Source organism: Sulfuricurvum sp. (genome assembly GCF_023229695.1).
Classification (GTDB): Bacteria; Campylobacterota; Campylobacteria; order Campylobacterales; family Sulfurimonadaceae; genus Sulfuricurvum.
Map to the genome: position 1 here is coordinate 102767 of NZ_JALNYS010000001.1, position 19611 is coordinate 122377.

Consider the following 19611-nt stretch of genomic DNA (forward strand, 5'->3'; position numbering starts at 1 on the left):
ACTCGTCCGTTTTAATGGCAGGGACAAATGTCCCTTGCAACCCCCTAAAGCTACAAAAAACTTTGTTTTTTGAGATGTACAAAATAGAGAGGGTTTAATGCGGAAGCAGATCTTTACGTTCGGACAATATCTGAACCGCAAATTCGGTGGGAAAGTCTCTAAAGTTCCCATCTCTATCTCCGGATTTACCTGTCCGAATATCGACGGAACCGTTGCAAAAGGGGGGTGCACCTTTTGCGAAAACGACTCTTTTAGTCCGAGTTTGGACAAAGCAAAGCCGCTAAAAGGGTTCTTTCTGAACCTTCACTCTGTAGACAATCCTTACCTAGATCAGCAACTGCAGCAGCTTGAATGGCAATTTAACGCCTTGTCTAAAAAACTCGCTTCTGAGCAGGGTACACAAAAGTATCTGGTTTATTTTCAGAGTTTTACGAATACCTATGCACCGCAAGAGACGCTAAAGGCCCTTTACGACAAAGCATTGACCTTTGATCGTGTTGTAGGGATTAGTATCGGTACCCGCTCAGACAGCATTAGCGAAGAGACGTTGGAATATTTGAGCGAACTCTCAAAAAAAACAGAGGTGTGGCTCGAATTTGGAATTCAATCTATCTATGACGAAACGCTAAAGCGGATTAATCGAGGTCATGACAGTCAGAATGTCAAAGAGGCGATAATGAAAGCAAAACGTTATGGCCTTAACGTATGCGGTCATTTGATTTTCGGCCTTCCTGGAGAGACGAAAGAGATGATGCTGGAAACGGCAAAAGAGGCGTACGATCTTGAGATTGATTCCGTCAAATATCATCCGCTTTATGTCGTGAAGCGGACCGCTCTGGCAAATGAGTACGGGCGGGGGGAATTTGTTCCGATTACGCAAGAACTTTACACCGAGGTTCTAAAAGAGGCCCTTCTTCTCAAGCCTGAAAGGGTAAGCGTCCAACGTATCAGTGCGGGGATCGGCGATGATTCCCTGATTGCACCGGAGTGGTGCAAAGATAAAAATGAGCAATTTCGAATGATCAACAAGAGCCTCAAAGAGGCAAATCTCAAATATTAATTTGCAGAGGCTTCGATTTCATAGGCTCCGTGCCCAAAATAGGGGGGATAATCTATGATGATTGTAAAAGACTTTGATGCTTTGGGGCTCAGTGCATTGGCAATAACATGCTGGGTTGTAATATTTTGAGCTTTAAAGTGGGGATCATCCCCCATGATTTCTGCAAAAGCGGTAGGCTGGCGAAATTGACTTGCTTTTTCTTCGTTGCCTCCCCGTGAATTGACAAGCTTGACCGTACCGATAACGTTTGATACGGGAAATTCTCCGGTGTTTTTGACTACTCCCGTAATGACGATTTGTTCGGTTTGATAATTTCGATGGTGATCGGAACGGATAATTTCGACGTGATATACGTTACCGTTAATGGTGATCCATCCAAAAATACCTATCAATAAAAGAGCGAGGCTAATACTGGTAATAATTGACCATTTTGAATCGCTGCGAAATGACAGCGCAACCCCTAAAATAAAAATAAGCAACAGCGTACTTATAAACAGGTAGTGCCAATAGGTTAACGGGCTCATCTGCATTCTCCCTTTACGGTAACGTTATAGTCTTTTGCGTAGCGAAACGGTTCAATAAAAAGTTTAAAAGAGGCCGAGTGACCCGGAAGAATCTCCTCTGCCATCGTTAAGGTATTTTTTTTGAACGGGATATAGGGATAAATCGGATCGATCAATTTGTTATGACTCACTTTATACACTTTCGCCGTAATGGTGCACTCATGAAAAGGGCGTTGAGAGGTATTGTTAAGATCGCCTTTAATCAGAAGAGCTTCGGTAAATTCAAGCGCTTTGACTTCATTGAGGAGAATCGTGTGCTGAAACAGATAGTGATGCAGCGCCATGTATCCCCAAACGGATCCTGCGGTTAGCAGACCAAATGCAAGTATGACGAGAAAAATTGCCAAGCGCATTTTATGCCGTATGAGAATTGCCAAAAGAAGCAAAATGATAAAAAGAACGACAACACCTCCTATCAGAAGGTAATCGTAGATGATTAAACGGGCGATAAAGTCTTGAATAAGTGCTTTCATTGGTCCCTGGAATTTTTCTCCGCAATACCGCTTGTTCCGAATCTGCGCGCAAGCTCTTGTTTGATGCGATCGGGAGAGATGTTTTTATGCCCCAGTGCAACGAGGACATGATAGACTAAATCGGCGCATTCATAAATAATTTCATTTTCATTGCCGTCTTTGATCGCGAAACTGAATTCGCCGGCCTCTTCGACCACTTTTTTAAGAATGGCGTTATCCCCTTTCGAGAGAAGCTTTGCCGTCCAGGATGTAGAGGGGTCTGCGTTTTTTCGCGACAGAATGGTGTGGTAAAGCTCATCGATCACACCGTATGCGGCAGTCGTGTCAATTTCCGGCCGGCTGATACTTTCACCCGATTCGATATCGGTAAAGAAACACGATTTGCGCCCTGTGTGGCAGGCAACTCCCTCTTGCCGTACTTTGATGAGGAGGGTGTCGTTATCGCAATCGAGTAAAAACTGCTCAATATGCTGAAGATGTCCGCTGCTCTCCCCTTTTTTCCATAGACGCTGTTTGGAACGGGAGAAATAGTGAGCCGTCTTGGTTGAGAGGGAGAGCTCAAGCGCTTCACGGTTCATATAGGCCATCATCAACACTTCCAGAGAGGTAGAGTCCTGAACGATGACGGGAAGAAGCGCGGATTTTTGCCAATCGATGTGATCGAGATTCATAGGTGACCTTTTAAGTATTTATCCCGTCTCCACGAGTGGAGGCGGGATAAACTCTCCGAAGGGAGAGTTAGTGTTGCGCTGAAGTGATTTTTTGAGAATCCGGCGTTTTGGTATCGATCCAGATATTTGGAGTAGATCCTCCCGGGGTGAGGAAAATTTTGGCGTCTTTGTTCTCTTTGAGCGCTTCGTTGAATTTACCTTGAACCTGGATTTGTTCAAGCTTGAGCAAACCCGGAGTGAGAGATTGTGCGATCAGATGGTTGGCTTGTGCTCTGGCTTTTGCCTCAATGGTAACGGCATTGGCGCTCCCCTGTGCTTCGGTCTCTTTTTTCAGAGCCTCTTGTTTGGCCCGTTCGACATCCTGCTGAGCCCGTTCAACTTCTTGTTTTGCTACCTGTACCCGTTCGATCTGATCTTTTACTTTTTGCGGTAAACCGATTTCGCGAAGCTGGATCGATGCAAGTTCGGCAGGTGCATTCTTCTGCCCTTCTACCGTATTGCGTATCCCTTCTTCAATCTTTTGGGCAATCGCATTGCGCATGATCGGTAACGACTCGGCTTCATATTGCCCGATGACATTTCTGACTACGTCACGAGCTACGGGGTCGATGATTTTATCTTCCCAGCTAAAACCCCAGTTGGAGATGGTTTGTGCCGCCAATTGTGCGTTGAGGCGGTATTGAACCGTCATATCGATGGAAACCGGCAAGCCCCGTTTATCCAAAACGGTAATTGCCGGTTTGAGTAAAATCCCATCCCCTGTTGTGGAAGCACGATCAACTTTATCGGCATAATTGATAATACGGACTTTGGTGTCAACCAAATAAACTTTTTGGATGACGGGGATCAAAAAATGGAGCCCCGGCAATAAGGTATGTTCCTCATATTTACCGTTGGTTGACAAAATACCACGTTCACCCTCGGTGATAATAACAAAAGGTTTTGCAAGGAAAAGAAATAGTATGACTCCGCCGATAAGCCAAAAAATACCGGTTTTTTGTCCGTTCATATTAAAATCGAACTTAGGAGGTTTGGGAGATTGAAATCCTCCCCCTTTTTGACCCTCATTCTTTTTCTTGTTGAAATAGTCATTCATATCACTCGCCATATTGTAATTCCTTTATGTTGTCCGTTTCTAAAAGAAACGTCTCGTGGTGTTATATCTTAAATTAGTCAATATATGTCAAATAGTGATCGTACTCGGGGTTGCGTCCATATACGATATCAAAATAGCCGCTCTGGATCTTTTCGGTAATGGGTCCGCATCCTCCGCCACCTAGGATACGTGCATCGACTTCACGTACCGGTGTGATCTCTGCAGCCGTTCCGGTAAGGAATGCTTCATCCGCAACGTAAATCTCTTCACGGCTGATACGACGGCGGATCACTTTATATCCCATATCTTCGGCCATTTCAATGACCATTTTCTGGGTGATTGATTGGAGGGCATTATCGCTAGGGGGGGTAATGATCTCTCCGTCTCGGATCATAAAGAAGCTGGCACCGGTTGCTTCGGCGACGTACCCTTCATCATCAAGAAGAAGTGCTTCATCGTATCCGGATTCAACCGCTTCATATTTTGCCATTTGGGAATTGAGGTAGTTTCCTACCGCTTTGGCTTTTCCCATATTGGAACGGTTGGAAGTACGGTTAAAGGAGGATATTTTAAGGCGGATCCCTTTTTTAAGCCCCTCTTCACCCAGATAAGCGCCCCATTCCCATGCCGCGATGGAAACATCTACCGGTGCCTCTTTGTGATACACACCCATCACTCCGTATCCTAGATAAACGATCGGGCGAAGATAGACATTTTCACCGGTAAATTCATTTGCTTTCAGCAGTTGAATCTGGGCTTCATTGAGTTCTTCGAGGGTATAGGGGACATCAAGCAACGTGATTTTTGAGGATTCAAGCAGACGTTTCGTATGGTCATTCAGACGAAAAATAGCATACCCCTTTGGGGTTTTGTAGGCTTTTGTCCCTTCAATGGCACCATTGCCGTAATGCAGCGTATGAGAAAGGACGTGAATTTTTGCGTCATTCCACGGGACTAATTTACCGTTCATCCAAATAAATTTGGCTTCGTTCATAGGGAAAATCTCCAAAAGAAAAATTGGGAGATTTTAGCGCAGTTGGGGTTTAAGGTTTATTAAGGGGTTGAAGATTTATCTAAAAGGGCACTTTGCCCGCAAATGCGGGAAAAATTAATGTGTTGGGGTATTGCAATTACTACTTGAATCGGCGATAGCTATAGTTATCACCTGTTGCTTCTTTTTAATCGTTTATAAAGCTATATAGTTTATACTTCAAGTATATAGTTAAAGGATCTTTGATGACAGTAACCGCCAAAGACCTCCGTTTTAATGTCTCATTTTTATTTGATGTCCTCAACAAAGGGGAAGATGTGACGATCACACACCGTGGAGCCAAGCTTATCTCGTATGACGACTCTAAACAAACACCGAAAGACGATACGATGTTTGGGATGTGGAGTGAGCTAAATGATGATGTTGATACGCTAGTGCGAAATATGCGAAAACGTAGAGCGTTTTAACCCTTATGATATACGACATACGGGATGAAACTCCTTACCGCTAATGGTATCCATCAAAGTGTGTGGAGATAGAGGTTTTTAGACCGTAAATAATATGTTATAATATTTCTACATATTTTTAAAAAAGGAGAAAAAGATATGGCGTATAAAATGACCCAAGCTGGACATATCGTTCGTGTCAATTTGCCCAATAAGCTCCCGAAAGAATTTATTGCCTCTGTTGAAGAAAACCCAAAAGGTGAAAAATTCTTGAAGCGTGCTAAAAGTATCATCAAGAACGCAAAAGTAGTATATGACTTTTAAGATCATTCACTACAGCGTTACCTATAAACAAAGAATTTTAAAACTCTCCACCAATGAGCGTGAACGCGGTTTCCTCAAAAAACTTATCAAAGACTCCGAAAACAAATCCTCAACTATCCATATTCTCATCGATGCTGAGGAAACTATCATCGCACTAGTCGGGCTTAGTTGTTCAAAAGTCGATCATCTTCCTGCATTACTCGTCGATTTTATTTTTGTCAATCCGAGTTTTCGGGGAAGCATAATCGACGATTTAGGGGGAAGTGCTTCTGAATATTTGATGGCGTATATTACCAGTGTTGTTATCCCAAATACCCGAGCATTTTCAGCAGTACGATGGCTTGTCTTAGTCCCCGATAATGAACGACTAAAACTCCATTATATCGAGCAATTTGGTTTTCGTACCTATACCGATAAGCATGGAGATGATTTATTGTGTCTACGGGCATAATCTTCTAAAGCATTATCGCATATCCAATTGGCATTCCATTTAAATTTCTAAAAGTGAAGATTGAATAGCTGACCCCTGTTTATGTTTTTATATGTTTATTTAATTAAGTTTTATTCCATTAAAAATTTCATTATTGCTACGCTCATTATAAGGGTCATGTAGAGCACTCTCAATTTTATTTTGTAATTCCCTAGAAGATTTATTTTGAGAAAGTGCTTCTAAAAAAATCTTATCATTTTTATATTTTTCAAATAAATATTCTTTTGTTTCTTCTAGTAAAGAAAAATTACGTGCAAGTTTAATTATAAGACAAAAAGTATTTTCAAATTCATAGTATTCTTCGTATCTAGCGATTCGATCAAGAATTTCAGTAGAATAAATTGAGTCTTTTTTTCTAAAATATTCATACTTTGTAGTTGTATTTTTATACCTAATTATCTCTAAAACTTTTTGGTCGTCTCTGTGTTTTGATAGCTCATTTAAAACATCCAAATCATTTGTTAATTCAGAAATTTTTTCTCTGATATCATAAAATTTTTTTCCTGCTGTCATAGCATAACCTAAAAGTATTTCTCTATCAATCGTATTGAAATTTTTATTTAACTGACCAATAAAATGATCGGCGATATACTCTTGTTCCAATGGAATAATTTCATCTATCTTCTCAGGAATAATTTTATTTTCAAGATTTAGTAAATAAATAAGTATGATAAATCTTAAATGTATTTTTTGTTGAATAATTTTTAAAAAGATTTGTTCATTTTTTTCATGATAGATAATATCTTTCATAACATTTGAGTCTATTGAAGTAAAATCGACATTTTCTAAAAAATTCATTTTTTCATGATCGTTCATACTTTGATAATCATCTAAAGTAATTTTAGGAGGATCAATGGCTACTTTTGTCTCTTCATAAATATTTTTTTGCTTCTTATCAATTGAGATTAATTGCTCTTCAATGTATTGGGTAATTTTTGTATCAAAATACTCATTATTTTGTAAGCGTGTTAAACTTATTTCGTCTTTACAATGTTTAAAAATATCATAAAATAAGGAATATTCCAATTCTTTTCTTTTCAAAATAGCAATAGCTATTTTGTAGTCAAAGTTATTAATTGAATTGATAAATATTTTTCTTAAAATAGCACTATTTACAACATAATCATCTTTTCCATTTTTATTAAAGTTTGTCAAAAGTGCAAATATGATTTTCTTTTCATTGGTTTCATTACTTAATTTTTCAATCAACTCCTGATTGTCGGTATGCTTAGCGATAATAACTTTTATTTTAAATAAAGCACTATTGTTATTACAGTAGACAAAACCTCTAAGCCATGAAATATGCTTTTCAGATATTTGTTCAAAATTCACCTCAAGTATATCAATTATAAATGATTTAATTGAAAGTTCAAATAGTTCTTTTAATTCTTGGTTTGCATGTGATTTTAAAATCTTTCGAACTTCATTCTTTATTTTCACGTCATCATATTCACGAAAAAACAAAATAATTTTATACTCATCAGGTAAATTTTTATAATTAGCCAAAGATATAATAGTGTCATAATTATTGCTATAATACTGTTCTACATCTTCGCTATTAAAAGTTATTACTTCCATAGTTTTATCATGGACATTTTCTTTTACCTCTTCAGGATCAATAATTCCTTCTATACTTCTAATTTCAATAAGCTTTAGAAGTGAATCAATATACTCACTCAAATCATTATCTTCTTCGTCTTTAATCAGTACGTTATTTTTTTGTAACTCTGTTATAACTTTTAGATTTGCTTCAACAATATCTTTATCTATCGATAAAACTTTTAGTGATTTTAGATTGAGTATTTCATTGGGTAAATCTTTAGTAAGATTTTTGGATAAGTTTAATTTTTCTAAATGTTTTAACTTAAAGAACGGTTCTGGCAGCACTTGGATACGGTTATCTTTTAAGCTTAATCTAACAAGACCTTTAAGCTTTATAATATTATTTGGGATAGTATCTATTGCTAGGCCTTCTAAATCCCAAGATTCTTTAGTTAAATTTTCTTTAATTGCTACCTTGAAAACTTGACTATTTGCATTATATATTTCTTTTAAATAAAAAATATTTCTAAATCTTTCATCTTTCTTTGCTGGAGATAATTGCTTGAGTATATTTTTATTATTATGTAAGATTTCTAGTTCAGTAATAAAATTTTCAAAACTAAATGCAAACACTTCTTCACTACTTTTTTCAATCTCTATTGAGTCTTCAAAAATTTCTTCCTTGACTACTACAATTTCTTCAACAATCCTAATATCTAACTTCAATACCTTATCAATAATTCTAAAACGATATTTTTCGATCAACTCTTCAAAGCTTAAAGAAAAATCAATGCTCAAAATAGTAATAGATTTATTTCCTTCTTTGATAGGGGTAAAAATGATTTCATCTTCAAAATCTTTACTGTTTTTAGGGACGATAAAATATCCATGAAGTTCTTGATCATGATTGAGTAAATTCATATAACTAAAAAGTTGCCAAAAGTTTTGAGCATCTAGCCCATATAAATTTTTATCACTATTCAATAGTTTCCATTTCGCATCAACAACATTAATGATTTCTGTACCAAATAGATTTCTATTTCCCTTAACAATAAAGTCAGGCTTTGCGCTTACACTTGATTTGTGATTCTCAAAACATTTGATACTACTTTGTGCTTCAATTTCTAAATCTGATTTTCTAAAAAGATAAGCACAAAATTTTTCAAACAGGTAATCCATATTGAAAAGAATTGACCAAAAAGGGGTTGAATTTATATGGCTACTAAAAGGCATATAACGATTAAAGATAAACTCTGCTTGCTTGAAAAGTACCTCAAATTTCTCATTTAATCGATTGAAAGTAACAGATTTAAAATCTTGTTGTTTCAGTAAGATAATATCAATACCATCAAGCGACAAATAAACTTCATGCAATGTTTGCTTGGCTTTATAGGAAAGGTTATTATCGTTAAGTAATATCTTGGCAAGTGTTCTAAAAACTTGCATTAGGTGATTATTTGATGAATGTTTATTATAGGATGTATACACTTTTGATTTATCAATATTATTATTTTGGATGGTTTTTGAGATTAAAATATTCCCTCTAATATGAGGACTATTTTCTACTTTTTTATTGTAAGTTGAATACACTCCCGTTCTAAGAGTATGTAATAATTCCTCACTAAAAAGTTCAATAATGTAGTGGATAAGGGGCATTTCATCCGCTGATACTTTTGAACTTTGCGAAGAGGAACTAATAAAATTTTTCTCATGAGAAACTCTCAATATTTGAAGCAACATCTTACGATGTTTTTTTATTGATTCTTTATCTAAATTATTTTTGGAAAATTTTGGCAATATCTCTAATGTTAAACCTGTTTTGAGGGAGATTGTCCCTACGATAGCGTTGGCTTTGATTTTATTCCTACCATTATGAGAAACAATATTCCGCTTTTTATTTTGTCTATCACGATGGACAACTTCAAATAAAAGCTCTTTGTCCTCATTTGAAATAGTATTATTTTCAACATCTCTTTTGGAAGCAACCAAAATTTCTTGATGTTCACTAACGGTTAAAATATCACGCATAGATTGATTTTATATCTTCAATTGTGAAAGTTTCTTTTAATATAAATATTTTTTTATTTTGATATTCAAGCAATTCATCGAATTCTTTTCTAAAAAGTGTTGTATTTTTTTGATTGACAGTAAAAAGTCTATTATCGGTAGACGTATCATAGGACTGATTTAAAACTGCACAGATAGATTTCCAATCATCGTAAAAATACTCTTGAAGGAGAGGAATGATACTTTTTTTCATAACTTCTACAAATTTTTCACGGTTATCAATATTTAAAAAATAAGAGTGACCAATCTGATAATGTTCATTTTTGAGTATCATGATCCGTTCATTGATCGTTCGTAGTAATTTTGCTAAATCAACCTCTTTACATTTTTTGAATTCTTCAAGATCGTAGTCAGGCATACACTCTATAAAGTCAAATCGTCTTCTTAAAGCAACATCAATAAGAGCAATGGATTTATCTACGGTGTTCATTGTAGCGACTATGTGTAAATTTTTTGGGACAGTTAATCTTTTTGGATTCCCTTTGTCATCTTTGGAATAAGGTAAATTGATAGACATTACCTCTTTTTCACCTGCTCGCTTACTATCCTCAAGTAGTGTAAAAAGCTCACCAAAAATAGAGGAGATGTCACCTCTATTAATTTCATCAATAATCAGGACATAATTATAAGTTGGATTCCCTATCGCCCTATCACAAATTTTTTTGAAAATCCCATCTTTTGCTTTGTAAATAATTTGATTTTTCTCTGTAGTTTCAACACTAATTCCCTCAACAAAATCTTGATAAGAATAACTTGGATGAAAAGTGACCGTTTCAATTAGAGGATATAAACGATATTCTAGGACATCATTTTTCATATTTGTTAAATCAGTTTTTGAGTACCCTTTATATTGCTTTTTTTCAATTTGTTCATATCTCATGCTTGGATTATGGATATCTTTAAGTAATTCGTCATCGGTTATTTTTAACTTATCAGGTAAAGTAGAAATACTTTCAAAAAATTTAAGTTTACCATCATAGGTCAACGTATCTAATTGGGATACATTTAAATTATCTTGATTCTCACTTCTTTTGACAATTTCTACAGCCTCTTCAATTGCTCTCCTCGTTTTTCCTGTTCCTGCTGGCCCGTAAAATATTTTATTTAATTTACTCATTCCGTTACCTTATAATATATACTAACTACAATACTAATTGTTCAAAATATTTTATCAAAGATTATGTTAAAAAATAAGAGCTAAGTAATATTTATAACTCATTATCTCTCATCTTCTTAACGATTATATATTAAATTGGATAAAGTATTCTTTTGTCAGAGCGGTGAAGTTATGGGGCTACACCCGCAATCGCGGGAGAGGATTAATGTGTCGGCGTATTGATCATCCAGATCGAAAATACATCAAGATAATCCCAAAACGATTGGATGTATTCCGGGTTTATCCCTTCTGCTTCAAGTTTAGGGAGTAATACGCCGTAAAACTCAAGCCAGCGGCGGCGGGCAGGCTCATCGATTCGAAACGGTGCATGGCGTCCCACCATACGAGGTTCTCCGCGTGACTGAGCGAAATAAGCGGGTCCGCCGCAAATTTGGATTAAAAAATCGGCGGCATGTTGTTTTGCCGCCGCAAAATCATCTTCGTCGTTGACCGGAAACAAAAATGCGATATCGCTGTTGCGGATCATCTCATAATGGTCATCGATCAGTTTGCGAAACCGCTCTTCTCCGACTTGAAAAAAGAACCCCGGATGAGGTTTGGTCACCGGAGGACGTACCCCTAACACTCCATCGGTAATGGTTAAATTCATGATAACCCTTGTGCGTAATTTTGAGACACATTCTATGCCGGAGTGAAAAAGAAACTCCTTAAAAGCTCCCTGTTCGGCTCTTTTTAGGTGATGATTTGTATAATTGAAACATAATTTATTCAGGAGTGGCAAAATGGATGCACATGTATGGATGGGTTCTCGGGAAATTCAAAAAGAGAACTACACTGAGCGCTTGAGCCCGTATGACGGAAGGGTAGTCTCCCGCGCAGCGGTTTGTGATGCATCCGATGCAAAAGCGGCTTTAGTTTTGGCACACAAAGCTTCCGCGATGGCTAAAAAAGCTCCTTTACACCAACGCTGTGATTGGCTGAGGGATGTTGCTTCAAAGCTCCGGCAACAGCGTGAAGAGTTTGCCCGGGTATTGTGCGATGAGGTCGGAAAGCCGATCACCTATGCCCGAATCGAAGTGGACCGCTGCATCGAGACGATACTCCTTTCCGCCGAGACGATGCGCACCATGCATGGCGAGACGATCAATACCGACGCGATGAGCAGCGGTCGTCGTGCCCACGCATACTGGCGTCGTGAGCCGGCAGGAGTCGTTGTCGCGATCACCCCGTTTAATTTCCCCCTCAATCTGGTGGCGCATAAATTGGCACCGGCGCTTGTTGCGGGGAATGCCGTAGTCCTTAAACCGACGCCGGAAGCCCCTTTATGTGCTTACAAACTTGCCAAACTTTTTATCGAAAGCCCGTATGCCGTAGCGGATGCGCTGAGCGTCGTATACGGTGATGCCGAAGTGGGGAGTGTTCTTGTAGGGAGCGATATCCCCCGTGTCATCAGTTTCACCGGCTCGGTGGGGGTGGGTGAGATTATCGCTAAAAGTGCGGGAATCAAAAAAGTGGGCCTGGAACTCGGCGGCAATGCGGCGACTTATATCGATACGAGTGCCGATTTGGAGTATGCCGCGTCGCGATGTGCGATCGGTGCATTTGTCAATTCCGGTCAGGTATGCATTTCGCTTCAGCGTATTTACGTCGACAGCACCATCTATGATGATTTCGCGCAGAAGATGGCCGAAGCGACGGCAAAACTGGTAGTCGGTTCTCCGTATGAAGAGGAGACGTTTCTCGGGCCGTTGATCAACGATGAAGCGGCACAGCGGGCGATGAGCTGGGTTCAGAGCGCGATCACAGAAGGGGCGCGGGCATTGACTCCCCCCCAATGTGAAGGGCGGATTTTTTACCCGTGTGTCATGGCCGATGTCACCGAGTCGATGAAGATCGTCTGCGAGGAGGTTTTCGCCCCTATCGTCAGTCTGGTACGGGTTGATGGAATCGATGATGCAATGATACGGATGAACAACTCTCCGTACGGATTGCAGTTTTCAATTTTCACCAATAATCTGGCGCATGCGACCCGTGCGATAGACGAATTGGAGGCGGGGGGGATCGTGATCAATGATATGCCGACGTTACGTTTTGATATCCAGCCTTACGGCGGGGTGAAGCTCAGCGGCGTCGGTCGCGAAGGGCCGCGTTTTGCGATTGAAGAATTTACCGAAATTAAATCGATTGTCATACTCTAAAAGATGACATTGGCCGTCAGTGCGTGTTTGCTCGGAGAAATGTGCCGATATGACGGAGCGAGTAAAGGGTGTGCAGAGATCATGGCGTTGGGAAAAGAACATACCCTTATCCCTTTTTGTCCCGAGGCACCGGTACTGGGAACGCCCAGAGGCCGAATCAGCGTGATTGAGCGCGATGGCGTTCGGCGTCTGCTGCGGGATGAGGACGGTATGGATGTGACCGATGCGATTATGGCGGTAACTGAAGCGTTTATTCAATCCCATCCGAACATTGATCGGGTAATTCTCAAATCCAAATCACCCAGTTGCGGACTCGGGACGACACCCATGCTCGATGAAGACAAAGAGATGATTGGACTCGGCAACGGATTGGCGGCAGAGTATTTGATCGAATGCGGATTGCAGGTATGGGATGAAAACAATTTTAAAAAGGAAAACGAATGTTGGAAATAGGAAGCAGTGCACCGGAATTTTGTTTGAGCAATCAGGATGATGTGGAGATTTGTTTACGGGATCTGCGCGGAAAATGGATCGTATTGTATTTTTACCCGAAAGATTCTACGCCGGGGTGCACGACAGAGGCCTGCGAATTTAGCGCAGCTATGGATGATTATGACGATCTTGGGGCGATTATCCTCGGGGTGAGTGCGGACAGTACCAAATCACACCGCAACTTTATCGAGAAAAAAGATCTCGCTATCACGCTGCTCAGTGATCCGACGACGCAGATGATGCAAAACTACGGCGTATGGGCCTTGAAAAAGAATTACGGCAAAGAGTATATGGGGATTGTCCGATCGACCTATATTATCGATCCCAAAGGGATCGTTCGCGCGGGATGGAGCAATGTCAAGGTCAAAGATCATGTGGCAAAAGTGAAAGAAGAGCTGGCGAAATTACAGGCGTAGACTTTATTATTCCCGCATGTGCGGGAATTTCATGAAAACACATTAGAATCTGACCTTACACACCTTGTCTAAACACGTGCGAAAAGGTTAGTAATCTCCCGCATCCGGAAGATGCGGGTAGCTTTAGGGGGTTGTAGGGACTTTAGTCCCTGCCACTTTACGGGCTTTGCCCGGAAAGTGCGTAACATCAGTTAGAATTTATAACGGATATAGGCTCGGATATCTTGAGCTTTATCAACAATCGAACCTTGCATAGGGACGGGGATATCTCCGATAGCCATAGGGGTACCGCTAGCACTGCCAAAGAACCCATTGCTTCCGCTGTAATCATAATCGATATAGGTATAGCGGAGCTGGAATGATAAAATATCATCGACAAGAGGCTCTGTAAAGTAAACTTCATAGGCATCTCCGCGTGCGGCAATTTTCGATCCGATCAATGTATCTTCCGCATAGGTAATCGGACGCCAGTATTGTGAGCCGTGATTGAATTCAACTCCCCATTTCCCCTCATCACTCACCAATGAAGGCATTTGAAGACCCATCCAATAGCTGTAGCCGGTTTTGCTCTCTGTTGAGCCTAGCATGGTTTTCCCGCCGTACGGATCGGTTTTACTCATCGCACCGCTGATAAAAAAAGTGGAGTCTTCGAGATAATCACTCCACTCATCGCCGATTCCGTTAATGCTCACGAAAGCGGTTGCGGTGTGCAATCCGCCGACCGGTTCAAACGTGTAAACCGGGGCCCCTGAAGTTGAAGGTGGATTACTGTTGTTGACCATCCCGTTATCGGTGATATCAATCAGATTGTTGGCATAGGTATATTGAAATCCTGTAGAGTATTGTTTGTCGTCATAGGGAACCGCAATGATCCCCGCCATATCGATGCTGTTGGTTTTTGCACTGCTTGAGGAGTAGGGAGCCGGATCAAATCTTGGCTCTGCATCGCTCATACCGCGTCCGGCGCAAAATTTAATGTAAGACCCCTCTAATCCGCTTAACTCTCCAAGACCGAATTTGGCACTTGCCCCGTCAAATTCGACGTTGATCGTATGGGCAAGGGGGGATGCCACAGGGTCGTCATCGCGCAGATTGATAAGGTGGCCGTTCGCTGAAGGGCGTCGACCGATGCTGAACGTCCAGGGGATATCCAGACCCGCCAACTCCTCATCCGTATAGAAAAAATAGGCGGAGCGGACACGAAGGGTATCATCATACGCCGATTCGCCGCTTACCCAGTCGAAGCCATCCGCAGCTAACGGATTAGGGCTCATACTTCGTTGCCCAAAGAGTTTGTTATAGGCTAATTGACCGACAAAACTGAGGTTTTTATTGGCGGCATAACTCATGCCAAGCCATAAACGGTTGCTCAGGAGTGCATCGTTCTCTTTTTTGCTGCCGTTGGCCATCGTGTAACTGAGGTTATCAACGCTGGTACGGAAATCGACATCCCATTTTACATGGTTGCCGTTGGTTCTCTTGTTGAGATCCGATATCTGATCTTGAAGATCATCGAGGCTCTTTTCTAAAGGCGAAGAGGCTGTTTTCTCCCCTTTTTTCTCAGCTTCAACTGCAGCAGAGGCATTACCAAGCTTGAAATTTTCAGCTTTGAGAGCATTGATTTCGGCTTTAAGCGCTGACATCTCTTTTTCCATCTTTTCAAATCGCTCTGAAAGAGTATCATCGGCTACACCCGTTGTTGCGATCAGTGCAGCAGCGACAATCGATCCTAAAAGTCGTTTTTCCATCTATAAGCTCCTTAATAATGCCCATGGTTTATATGGGAATCATATTAGCAAAAATTATATAAAAATAGTTTTAATTAATGTGATTATTATGTGATAGAGAAAGGGGGATAGCTATTATTAAATACAGCTAAAATTAAGAGCCTCTTCAGTATAATTCGCCCGATTTTCTCTCACATGTTTCGTAAATCTCCTGCATCCATAGTCAGGAAATTATCGGGGTTTATGTTGACCAAGAAAAAAATCGCAAGCGAATCGTGCTGTTCTCGTGCATCCGGTGTCTCATCGGCTCTGTTTGCGCTCGCCCAAGTAAACGAAGAACAAAAATATTTTACTCAGGAGCCTACTATGGTAACTATGAAAGACCTTTTAGAGTGCGGTGTACACTTCGGACACCAAACACGTCGTTGGAATCCGAAAATGAAAAAATACATTTTCGGTGTTCGTAAAAACATTTATATCATCGATTTGCAAAAAACATTGCGTTATTTCCGTGGTGCGTATCAAATCGTCCTTGATGCTGCTGCTGAAGGAAAAACCGTTCTTTTCGTCGGTACGAAAAAACAAGCACGCGGTGCGATCCGTGATGCGGCTGAAAAATGTGGAATGCCGTATGTTGACAACCGCTGGTTGGGTGGAATGTTGACAAACTTCCCGACCATCCAAAAATCGATCCGCAAACTTGACATCATCGAAGAGATGCAAGCAAACGGACAAATCAACCTTTTGACTAAAAAAGAAGCGTTGATGATGAATCGTCAAAAAGAAAAATTGATTGCGTACCTTGGCGGTATCCGTCATATGAAAACTTTGCCGGATATGATGTTCGTCATCGATGCGGTAAAAGAGCACATTGCGGTTCAAGAAGCACGTAACCTTGGTATCCAAGTTGTTGCTCCACTTGATACGAACTGTGATCCTGATGTTATCGATATTCCAATTCCTGGAAATGACGATGCGATCCGTTCTATCCAATTGTTCTGTAAAGAGATGGCGGAAGCGATCAATGAAGGTAAAGCACTTCGCAACGGCGGAAACGACGAAGCGGTAGTTGACGAAGAAGTTGCTTCAGAAGAAGTAGTCGAAGCGGCAGCTGAAGTAGCGGCAGAGGAAGCGTAATCATGGCAGAAATTACAGCAGCGATGGTCAAAGACCTCCGCGCGGCGACTGATGCGCCGATGATGGATTGTAAAAAAGCCCTCACTGAATGTGATGGTGATATGGAAAAAGCAAAAGAGTTTTTGCGTGACCGCGGTATGGCGCAGAGCGCTAAAAAAGCGGATCGTGTAGCGGCTGAAGGACTTTTGGGGATCAAAATTTCTGAAACGTTTGCTTCTGCTTCATTGGTTGAGATTAACTCTGAGACCGATTTCGTTGCGAAAAACGACGGCTTTATCGCTCTTGTCGGCAACACGGCTGCACACGTATTTACGACGGGTGTCAGTACGGTTGACGAGTTGAACGAAACATCGTATGAAACCGGTACTTTCTCTGAATATTTTACCTCCCAAGTAGCCCGTATCGGTGAAAAAATCGTTACTCGCCGTTTTGTAACCCTGAATGCGGGTGAAAACGGTATCGTTAACGGTTACGTTCACTCAAACGGACGTGTCGGCGTTTTGGTTGCTATCAGCTGTGACAGCCAAAAAACTGCGGACGCAATGGCTCCGTTTGTTAAAAACGTCGCGATGCATGCAGCGGCAATGAAACCGACAACGTTAAGCTATCAGGATTTTGATCCGAAATACGTTGAAGAAGAGACGATCGGCCGTATTGAAGCGATCAAAACTGAGAACGAAGAGTTGGGCCGTTTGAAAAAACCGTTGAAAAACGTTCCGCAATACATCTCTATGTCCCAATTGACACCTGAAGTGTTGGCTGCGGCTGAAGAGGCGATCAAAGCAAAGTTGACAGCGGATGGCAAGCCGGAAAAAATCTGGCCAAACATTATCCCGGGTCAATTGGCACGTTTCGTAGATGACAACACGACTTTGGATAAAGAACAAGCGTTGTTGGATCAAAAATACGTTATGGATGACTCTTTGACTGTGGCGCAAGCACTTGCTAAAGAAGCGGCTGCTCACGGCGGTACAGCAACCATCGTCGAGTTCGTGAAATACGAAGTCGGTGAAGGGATCGAAAAACAAGTCAACGATTTCGCTGCCGAAGTCGCTGCACAAATGGCGTAAGGGTTACCCCTCGCGTCATTCCCGTGAAAACGGGATTCTCTTCATTTTTCTATTTCCACTCCCCTTAAACATTTTTCCTCTATAATTCTTTTATGACACTTTTAAAAGCCAATATCACCCCTCTAAACTCTATCTCCCTCTGCGCTCTTCGAGAGAGTATATGGGGTGTTGTTACTCTTGATTTTTTTTGTGCTAAAATACTTCAAAGTAGTAAAAATGAATTATTATCCTTTAAGAGGAGTTAAAAATGTATGCACATAAAATGATTGTCGGTGAAAACTCAAACTTTGCGGTGGAGTATAATTTACCGAAACAGCTCCGTGGTCTTCCTCTTGAAATTATCATTTTGCCGATGATGACGAATGAGGTACCTATCAATCGAAATGTCGAAGAGATGATTGCTCTTGCAGCATTTAACGATATGCAATCATTGCGTATATCTCCCGAAATTGACATTTCTTCTATCGCGGATGATGTGAACCTATGATCTATTTCGATACCGATGTTCTTGTCCATTTTGTTATCAACCAAGATGAGATGAAACATTCGGTAGCGAAAAAAATGGTGATCGAAGCGGTTCAAAATGCTCAATTCAGCCTTTCGACACTGAGTTTGCAAGAGTGGTTATTTGTGATGGCAAAGCTATCTGTTTCTACGGAGATTATTGAGAGAAATTACACTGTTTTCAAACGATTTGCTACCCTTTCGATCGATATGGAAACCTTTGATCGGGGACACGATCTTGCTTCTCAAGTCGGTTTCCGTCATATCAATGATTGCCTACATACGGCAATCGCCGAAAAACATTGTTTGGAGCTTCTAACCTACAATCAGAATGATTTTAAAAAGATCGAAAAGCTATCATCCCTCGTCGTGACTATATTATGACGATCTCCACTCTAACTCTTTCCATATCTGCGCTCTTCGAGAGAGTAAATACGGCGTTGCCCGCTTGATTTAATTTTGAGCCTGAGTTTGGATATTCAAAGTCAAAAATTGTAGCCTAAATTTACAATACTCCATCAATCGATTGGCAAATAGCACTAATAGCCATTTGTATTAATCTAATTTCTCCTATAATTCCCGTATGACACTTTTAAAAGCCACCTCTTTATCGCATCATTACGATTACCCTTTGTTAAACGATATCTCATTGGAATTAAAAGAGCGAGAATCGATTGCTATCGTCGGCGTGAGCGGAAGCGGAAAATCGACATTGCTCCATATCCTCTCAAGTTTATTGCGTCCGAATGAAGGGCGTGTAGAACTTTTCGGAGAAGATATTTATGGTTTGGACGAAAAAAAACTGGTCAAACTTCGCCGAAATGATCTGGGGCTGATTTATCAAAGCCATTATCTCTTTAAAGGTTTCAGCGCGTACGAGAACCTGGAAGTCGCCGCGATTTTGGCGAATGAGACCATAGAGTCTTCATTATTGCAGCGATTGGGGATAGATCATGTGATAACACAAAAAGTGACCGAACTCTCAGGAGGACAACAACAGCGTGTCTCCATAGCGCGGGTCCTATCCAAAAAACCGCGATTGATTTTTGCGGACGAGCCGACCGGAAATCTGGATCACTCAACGGCGCAAGAGGTGATGGATCTTTTTCATGATTATCTTCAGAGCCATAATGCGGCAATGGTTTTGGTGACCCATGACGAAGCGTTGGCCAAAGAGTGCAGCCGGGTTTATCGGATGCGTGAAGGGTCTTTGGTAGAGGTCTAAGA

Annotated in this window: 21 protein-coding genes; 12 read left to right on the forward strand and 9 right to left on the reverse strand. The window is 40.7% G+C overall.

The window, feature by feature from the left end; all coding sequences use genetic code 11:
• The first annotated feature begins 97 nt into the window (after nucleotides 1-97).
• Entirely contained in the window at nucleotides 98-1060 is a 963-nt protein-coding gene (locus M0P91_RS00580; RefSeq protein ID WP_295062969.1) for a TIGR01212 family radical SAM protein, read from the forward strand.
• On the opposite strand, the gene M0P91_RS00585 is transcribed toward M0P91_RS00580, so the two are convergent.
• From M0P91_RS00585 to M0P91_RS00605, 5 genes are all read right to left on the reverse strand, one after another.
• Nucleotides 1057-1584, reverse strand: a complete 528-nt coding sequence (locus M0P91_RS00585) for a DUF2393 family protein (RefSeq protein ID WP_295062972.1) — start codon at nucleotides 1582-1584, stop codon at nucleotides 1057-1059. The two genes, M0P91_RS00580 and M0P91_RS00585, sit on opposite strands and share 4 nt — an antisense overlap.
• The gene (locus M0P91_RS00590) at nucleotides 1581-2096 is read right to left on the reverse strand and encodes a DUF2393 family protein (protein WP_295062975.1); all 516 of its coding nucleotides are present in this window, start codon (nucleotides 2094-2096) and stop codon (nucleotides 1581-1583) included. Before M0P91_RS00590 ends, M0P91_RS00585 begins: the two co-directional genes overlap by 4 nt.
• Entirely contained in the window at nucleotides 2093-2767 is a 675-nt protein-coding gene (gene hisIE / locus M0P91_RS00595) for a bifunctional phosphoribosyl-AMP cyclohydrolase/phosphoribosyl-ATP diphosphatase HisIE (protein WP_295062978.1), read from the reverse strand. The genes M0P91_RS00590 and hisIE overlap by 4 nt, the downstream gene beginning before the upstream one ends.
• Before the next feature lie 67 nt (nucleotides 2768-2834).
• Nucleotides 2835-3875 carry a prohibitin family protein gene (locus M0P91_RS00600; RefSeq protein ID WP_295062981.1) on the reverse strand — a complete coding sequence of 347 codons (1041 nt, stop codon included), beginning with the start codon at nucleotides 3873-3875 and terminating at the stop codon, nucleotides 2835-2837.
• Nucleotides 3876-3936: 61 nt separating this feature from the next.
• On the reverse strand, nucleotides 3937-4857 hold the full coding sequence (locus tag M0P91_RS00605) for a branched-chain amino acid transaminase (RefSeq protein ID WP_295062984.1): 921 nt from the start codon (nucleotides 4855-4857) through the stop codon (nucleotides 3937-3939).
• Nucleotides 4858-5099: 242 nt separating this feature from the next.
• On the opposite strand from M0P91_RS00605, the gene M0P91_RS00610 reads away from it, so the two are divergent.
• The 3 genes from M0P91_RS00610 (at nucleotide 5100) to M0P91_RS00620 (ending at nucleotide 6075) form a co-directional block, all read left to right on the forward strand.
• Nucleotides 5100-5321, forward strand: a complete 222-nt coding sequence (locus M0P91_RS00610; RefSeq protein ID WP_295062987.1) for a hypothetical protein — start codon at nucleotides 5100-5102, stop codon at nucleotides 5319-5321.
• Between the two features lie 138 nt (nucleotides 5322-5459).
• On the forward strand, nucleotides 5460-5624 hold the full coding sequence (locus M0P91_RS00615) for a hypothetical protein (RefSeq protein ID WP_295062990.1): 165 nt from the start codon (nucleotides 5460-5462) through the stop codon (nucleotides 5622-5624).
• Nucleotides 5614-6075, forward strand: a complete 462-nt coding sequence (locus M0P91_RS00620) for a hypothetical protein (RefSeq protein ID WP_295062993.1) — start codon at nucleotides 5614-5616, stop codon at nucleotides 6073-6075. The genes M0P91_RS00615 and M0P91_RS00620 overlap by 11 nt, the downstream gene beginning before the upstream one ends.
• A 99-nt stretch (nucleotides 6076-6174) precedes the next feature.
• Here M0P91_RS00620 and M0P91_RS00625 read toward each other — a convergent pair whose 3' ends face one another.
• From M0P91_RS00625 to M0P91_RS00635, 3 genes are all read right to left on the reverse strand, one after another.
• Entirely contained in the window at nucleotides 6175-9684 is a 3510-nt protein-coding gene (locus M0P91_RS00625; protein ID WP_295062996.1) for a hypothetical protein, read from the reverse strand.
• Nucleotides 9677-10840 (reverse strand): AAA family ATPase, encoded by a 1164-nt coding sequence (locus tag M0P91_RS00630; RefSeq protein WP_295062998.1) that lies wholly within the window; start codon nucleotides 10838-10840, stop codon nucleotides 9677-9679. The genes M0P91_RS00625 and M0P91_RS00630 overlap by 8 nt, the downstream gene beginning before the upstream one ends.
• Nucleotides 10841-11042: 202 nt before the next feature.
• On the reverse strand, nucleotides 11043-11489 hold the full coding sequence (locus M0P91_RS00635) for a globin (protein ID WP_295063001.1): 447 nt from the start codon (nucleotides 11487-11489) through the stop codon (nucleotides 11043-11045).
• A 133-nt stretch (nucleotides 11490-11622) separates the two neighbouring features.
• Here M0P91_RS00635 and M0P91_RS00640 point away from each other — a divergent pair, with 133 nt between their 5' ends.
• Genes M0P91_RS00640 through M0P91_RS00650 form a run of 3 tightly spaced genes read left to right on the forward strand, consistent with a single transcriptional unit; the run spans nucleotide 11623 to nucleotide 13946 of the window.
• Nucleotides 11623-13038 (forward strand): aldehyde dehydrogenase family protein, encoded by a 1416-nt coding sequence (locus M0P91_RS00640; protein ID WP_295063004.1) that lies wholly within the window; start codon nucleotides 11623-11625, stop codon nucleotides 13036-13038.
• Nucleotides 13039-13041: 3 nt separating this feature from the next.
• Nucleotides 13042-13491 (forward strand): DUF523 domain-containing protein, encoded by a 450-nt coding sequence (locus M0P91_RS00645; RefSeq protein WP_295063007.1) that lies wholly within the window; start codon nucleotides 13042-13044, stop codon nucleotides 13489-13491.
• Nucleotides 13479-13946, forward strand: a complete 468-nt coding sequence (locus M0P91_RS00650; protein WP_295063010.1) for a peroxiredoxin — start codon at nucleotides 13479-13481, stop codon at nucleotides 13944-13946. The genes M0P91_RS00645 and M0P91_RS00650 overlap by 13 nt, the downstream gene beginning before the upstream one ends.
• Before the next feature lie 191 nt (nucleotides 13947-14137).
• On the opposite strand, the gene M0P91_RS00655 is transcribed toward M0P91_RS00650, so the two are convergent.
• Nucleotides 14138-15694: a DUF3373 family protein gene (locus tag M0P91_RS00655; protein WP_295063013.1), complete on the reverse strand. Its 1557-nt coding sequence runs from the start codon at nucleotides 15692-15694 to the stop codon at nucleotides 14138-14140.
• Between the two features lie 345 nt (nucleotides 15695-16039).
• On the opposite strand from M0P91_RS00655, the gene rpsB reads away from it, so the two are divergent.
• The 5 genes from rpsB (at nucleotide 16040) to M0P91_RS00680 (ending at nucleotide 19609) form a co-directional block, all read left to right on the forward strand.
• On the forward strand, nucleotides 16040-16810 hold the full coding sequence (gene rpsB / locus M0P91_RS00660; protein ID WP_295063016.1) for a 30S ribosomal protein S2: 771 nt from the start codon (nucleotides 16040-16042) through the stop codon (nucleotides 16808-16810).
• A 2-nt stretch (nucleotides 16811-16812) separates the two neighbouring features.
• Nucleotides 16813-17880, forward strand: coding sequence for a translation elongation factor Ts (gene tsf, locus M0P91_RS00665; RefSeq protein ID WP_295063019.1), 1068 nt, complete (start codon nucleotides 16813-16815; stop codon nucleotides 17878-17880).
• 247 nt (nucleotides 17881-18127) lie between these two features.
• Nucleotides 18128-18367 (forward strand): hypothetical protein, encoded by a 240-nt coding sequence (locus M0P91_RS00670; RefSeq protein ID WP_295063022.1) that lies wholly within the window; start codon nucleotides 18128-18130, stop codon nucleotides 18365-18367.
• Nucleotides 18364-18768 (forward strand): PIN domain-containing protein, encoded by a 405-nt coding sequence (locus M0P91_RS00675; RefSeq protein ID WP_295063025.1) that lies wholly within the window; start codon nucleotides 18364-18366, stop codon nucleotides 18766-18768. Before M0P91_RS00670 ends, M0P91_RS00675 begins: the two co-directional genes overlap by 4 nt.
• Before the next feature lie 199 nt (nucleotides 18769-18967).
• On the forward strand, nucleotides 18968-19609 hold the full coding sequence (locus M0P91_RS00680; protein WP_295063028.1) for an ABC transporter ATP-binding protein: 642 nt from the start codon (nucleotides 18968-18970) through the stop codon (nucleotides 19607-19609).
• Nucleotides 19610-19611: the final 2 nt, after the last annotated feature.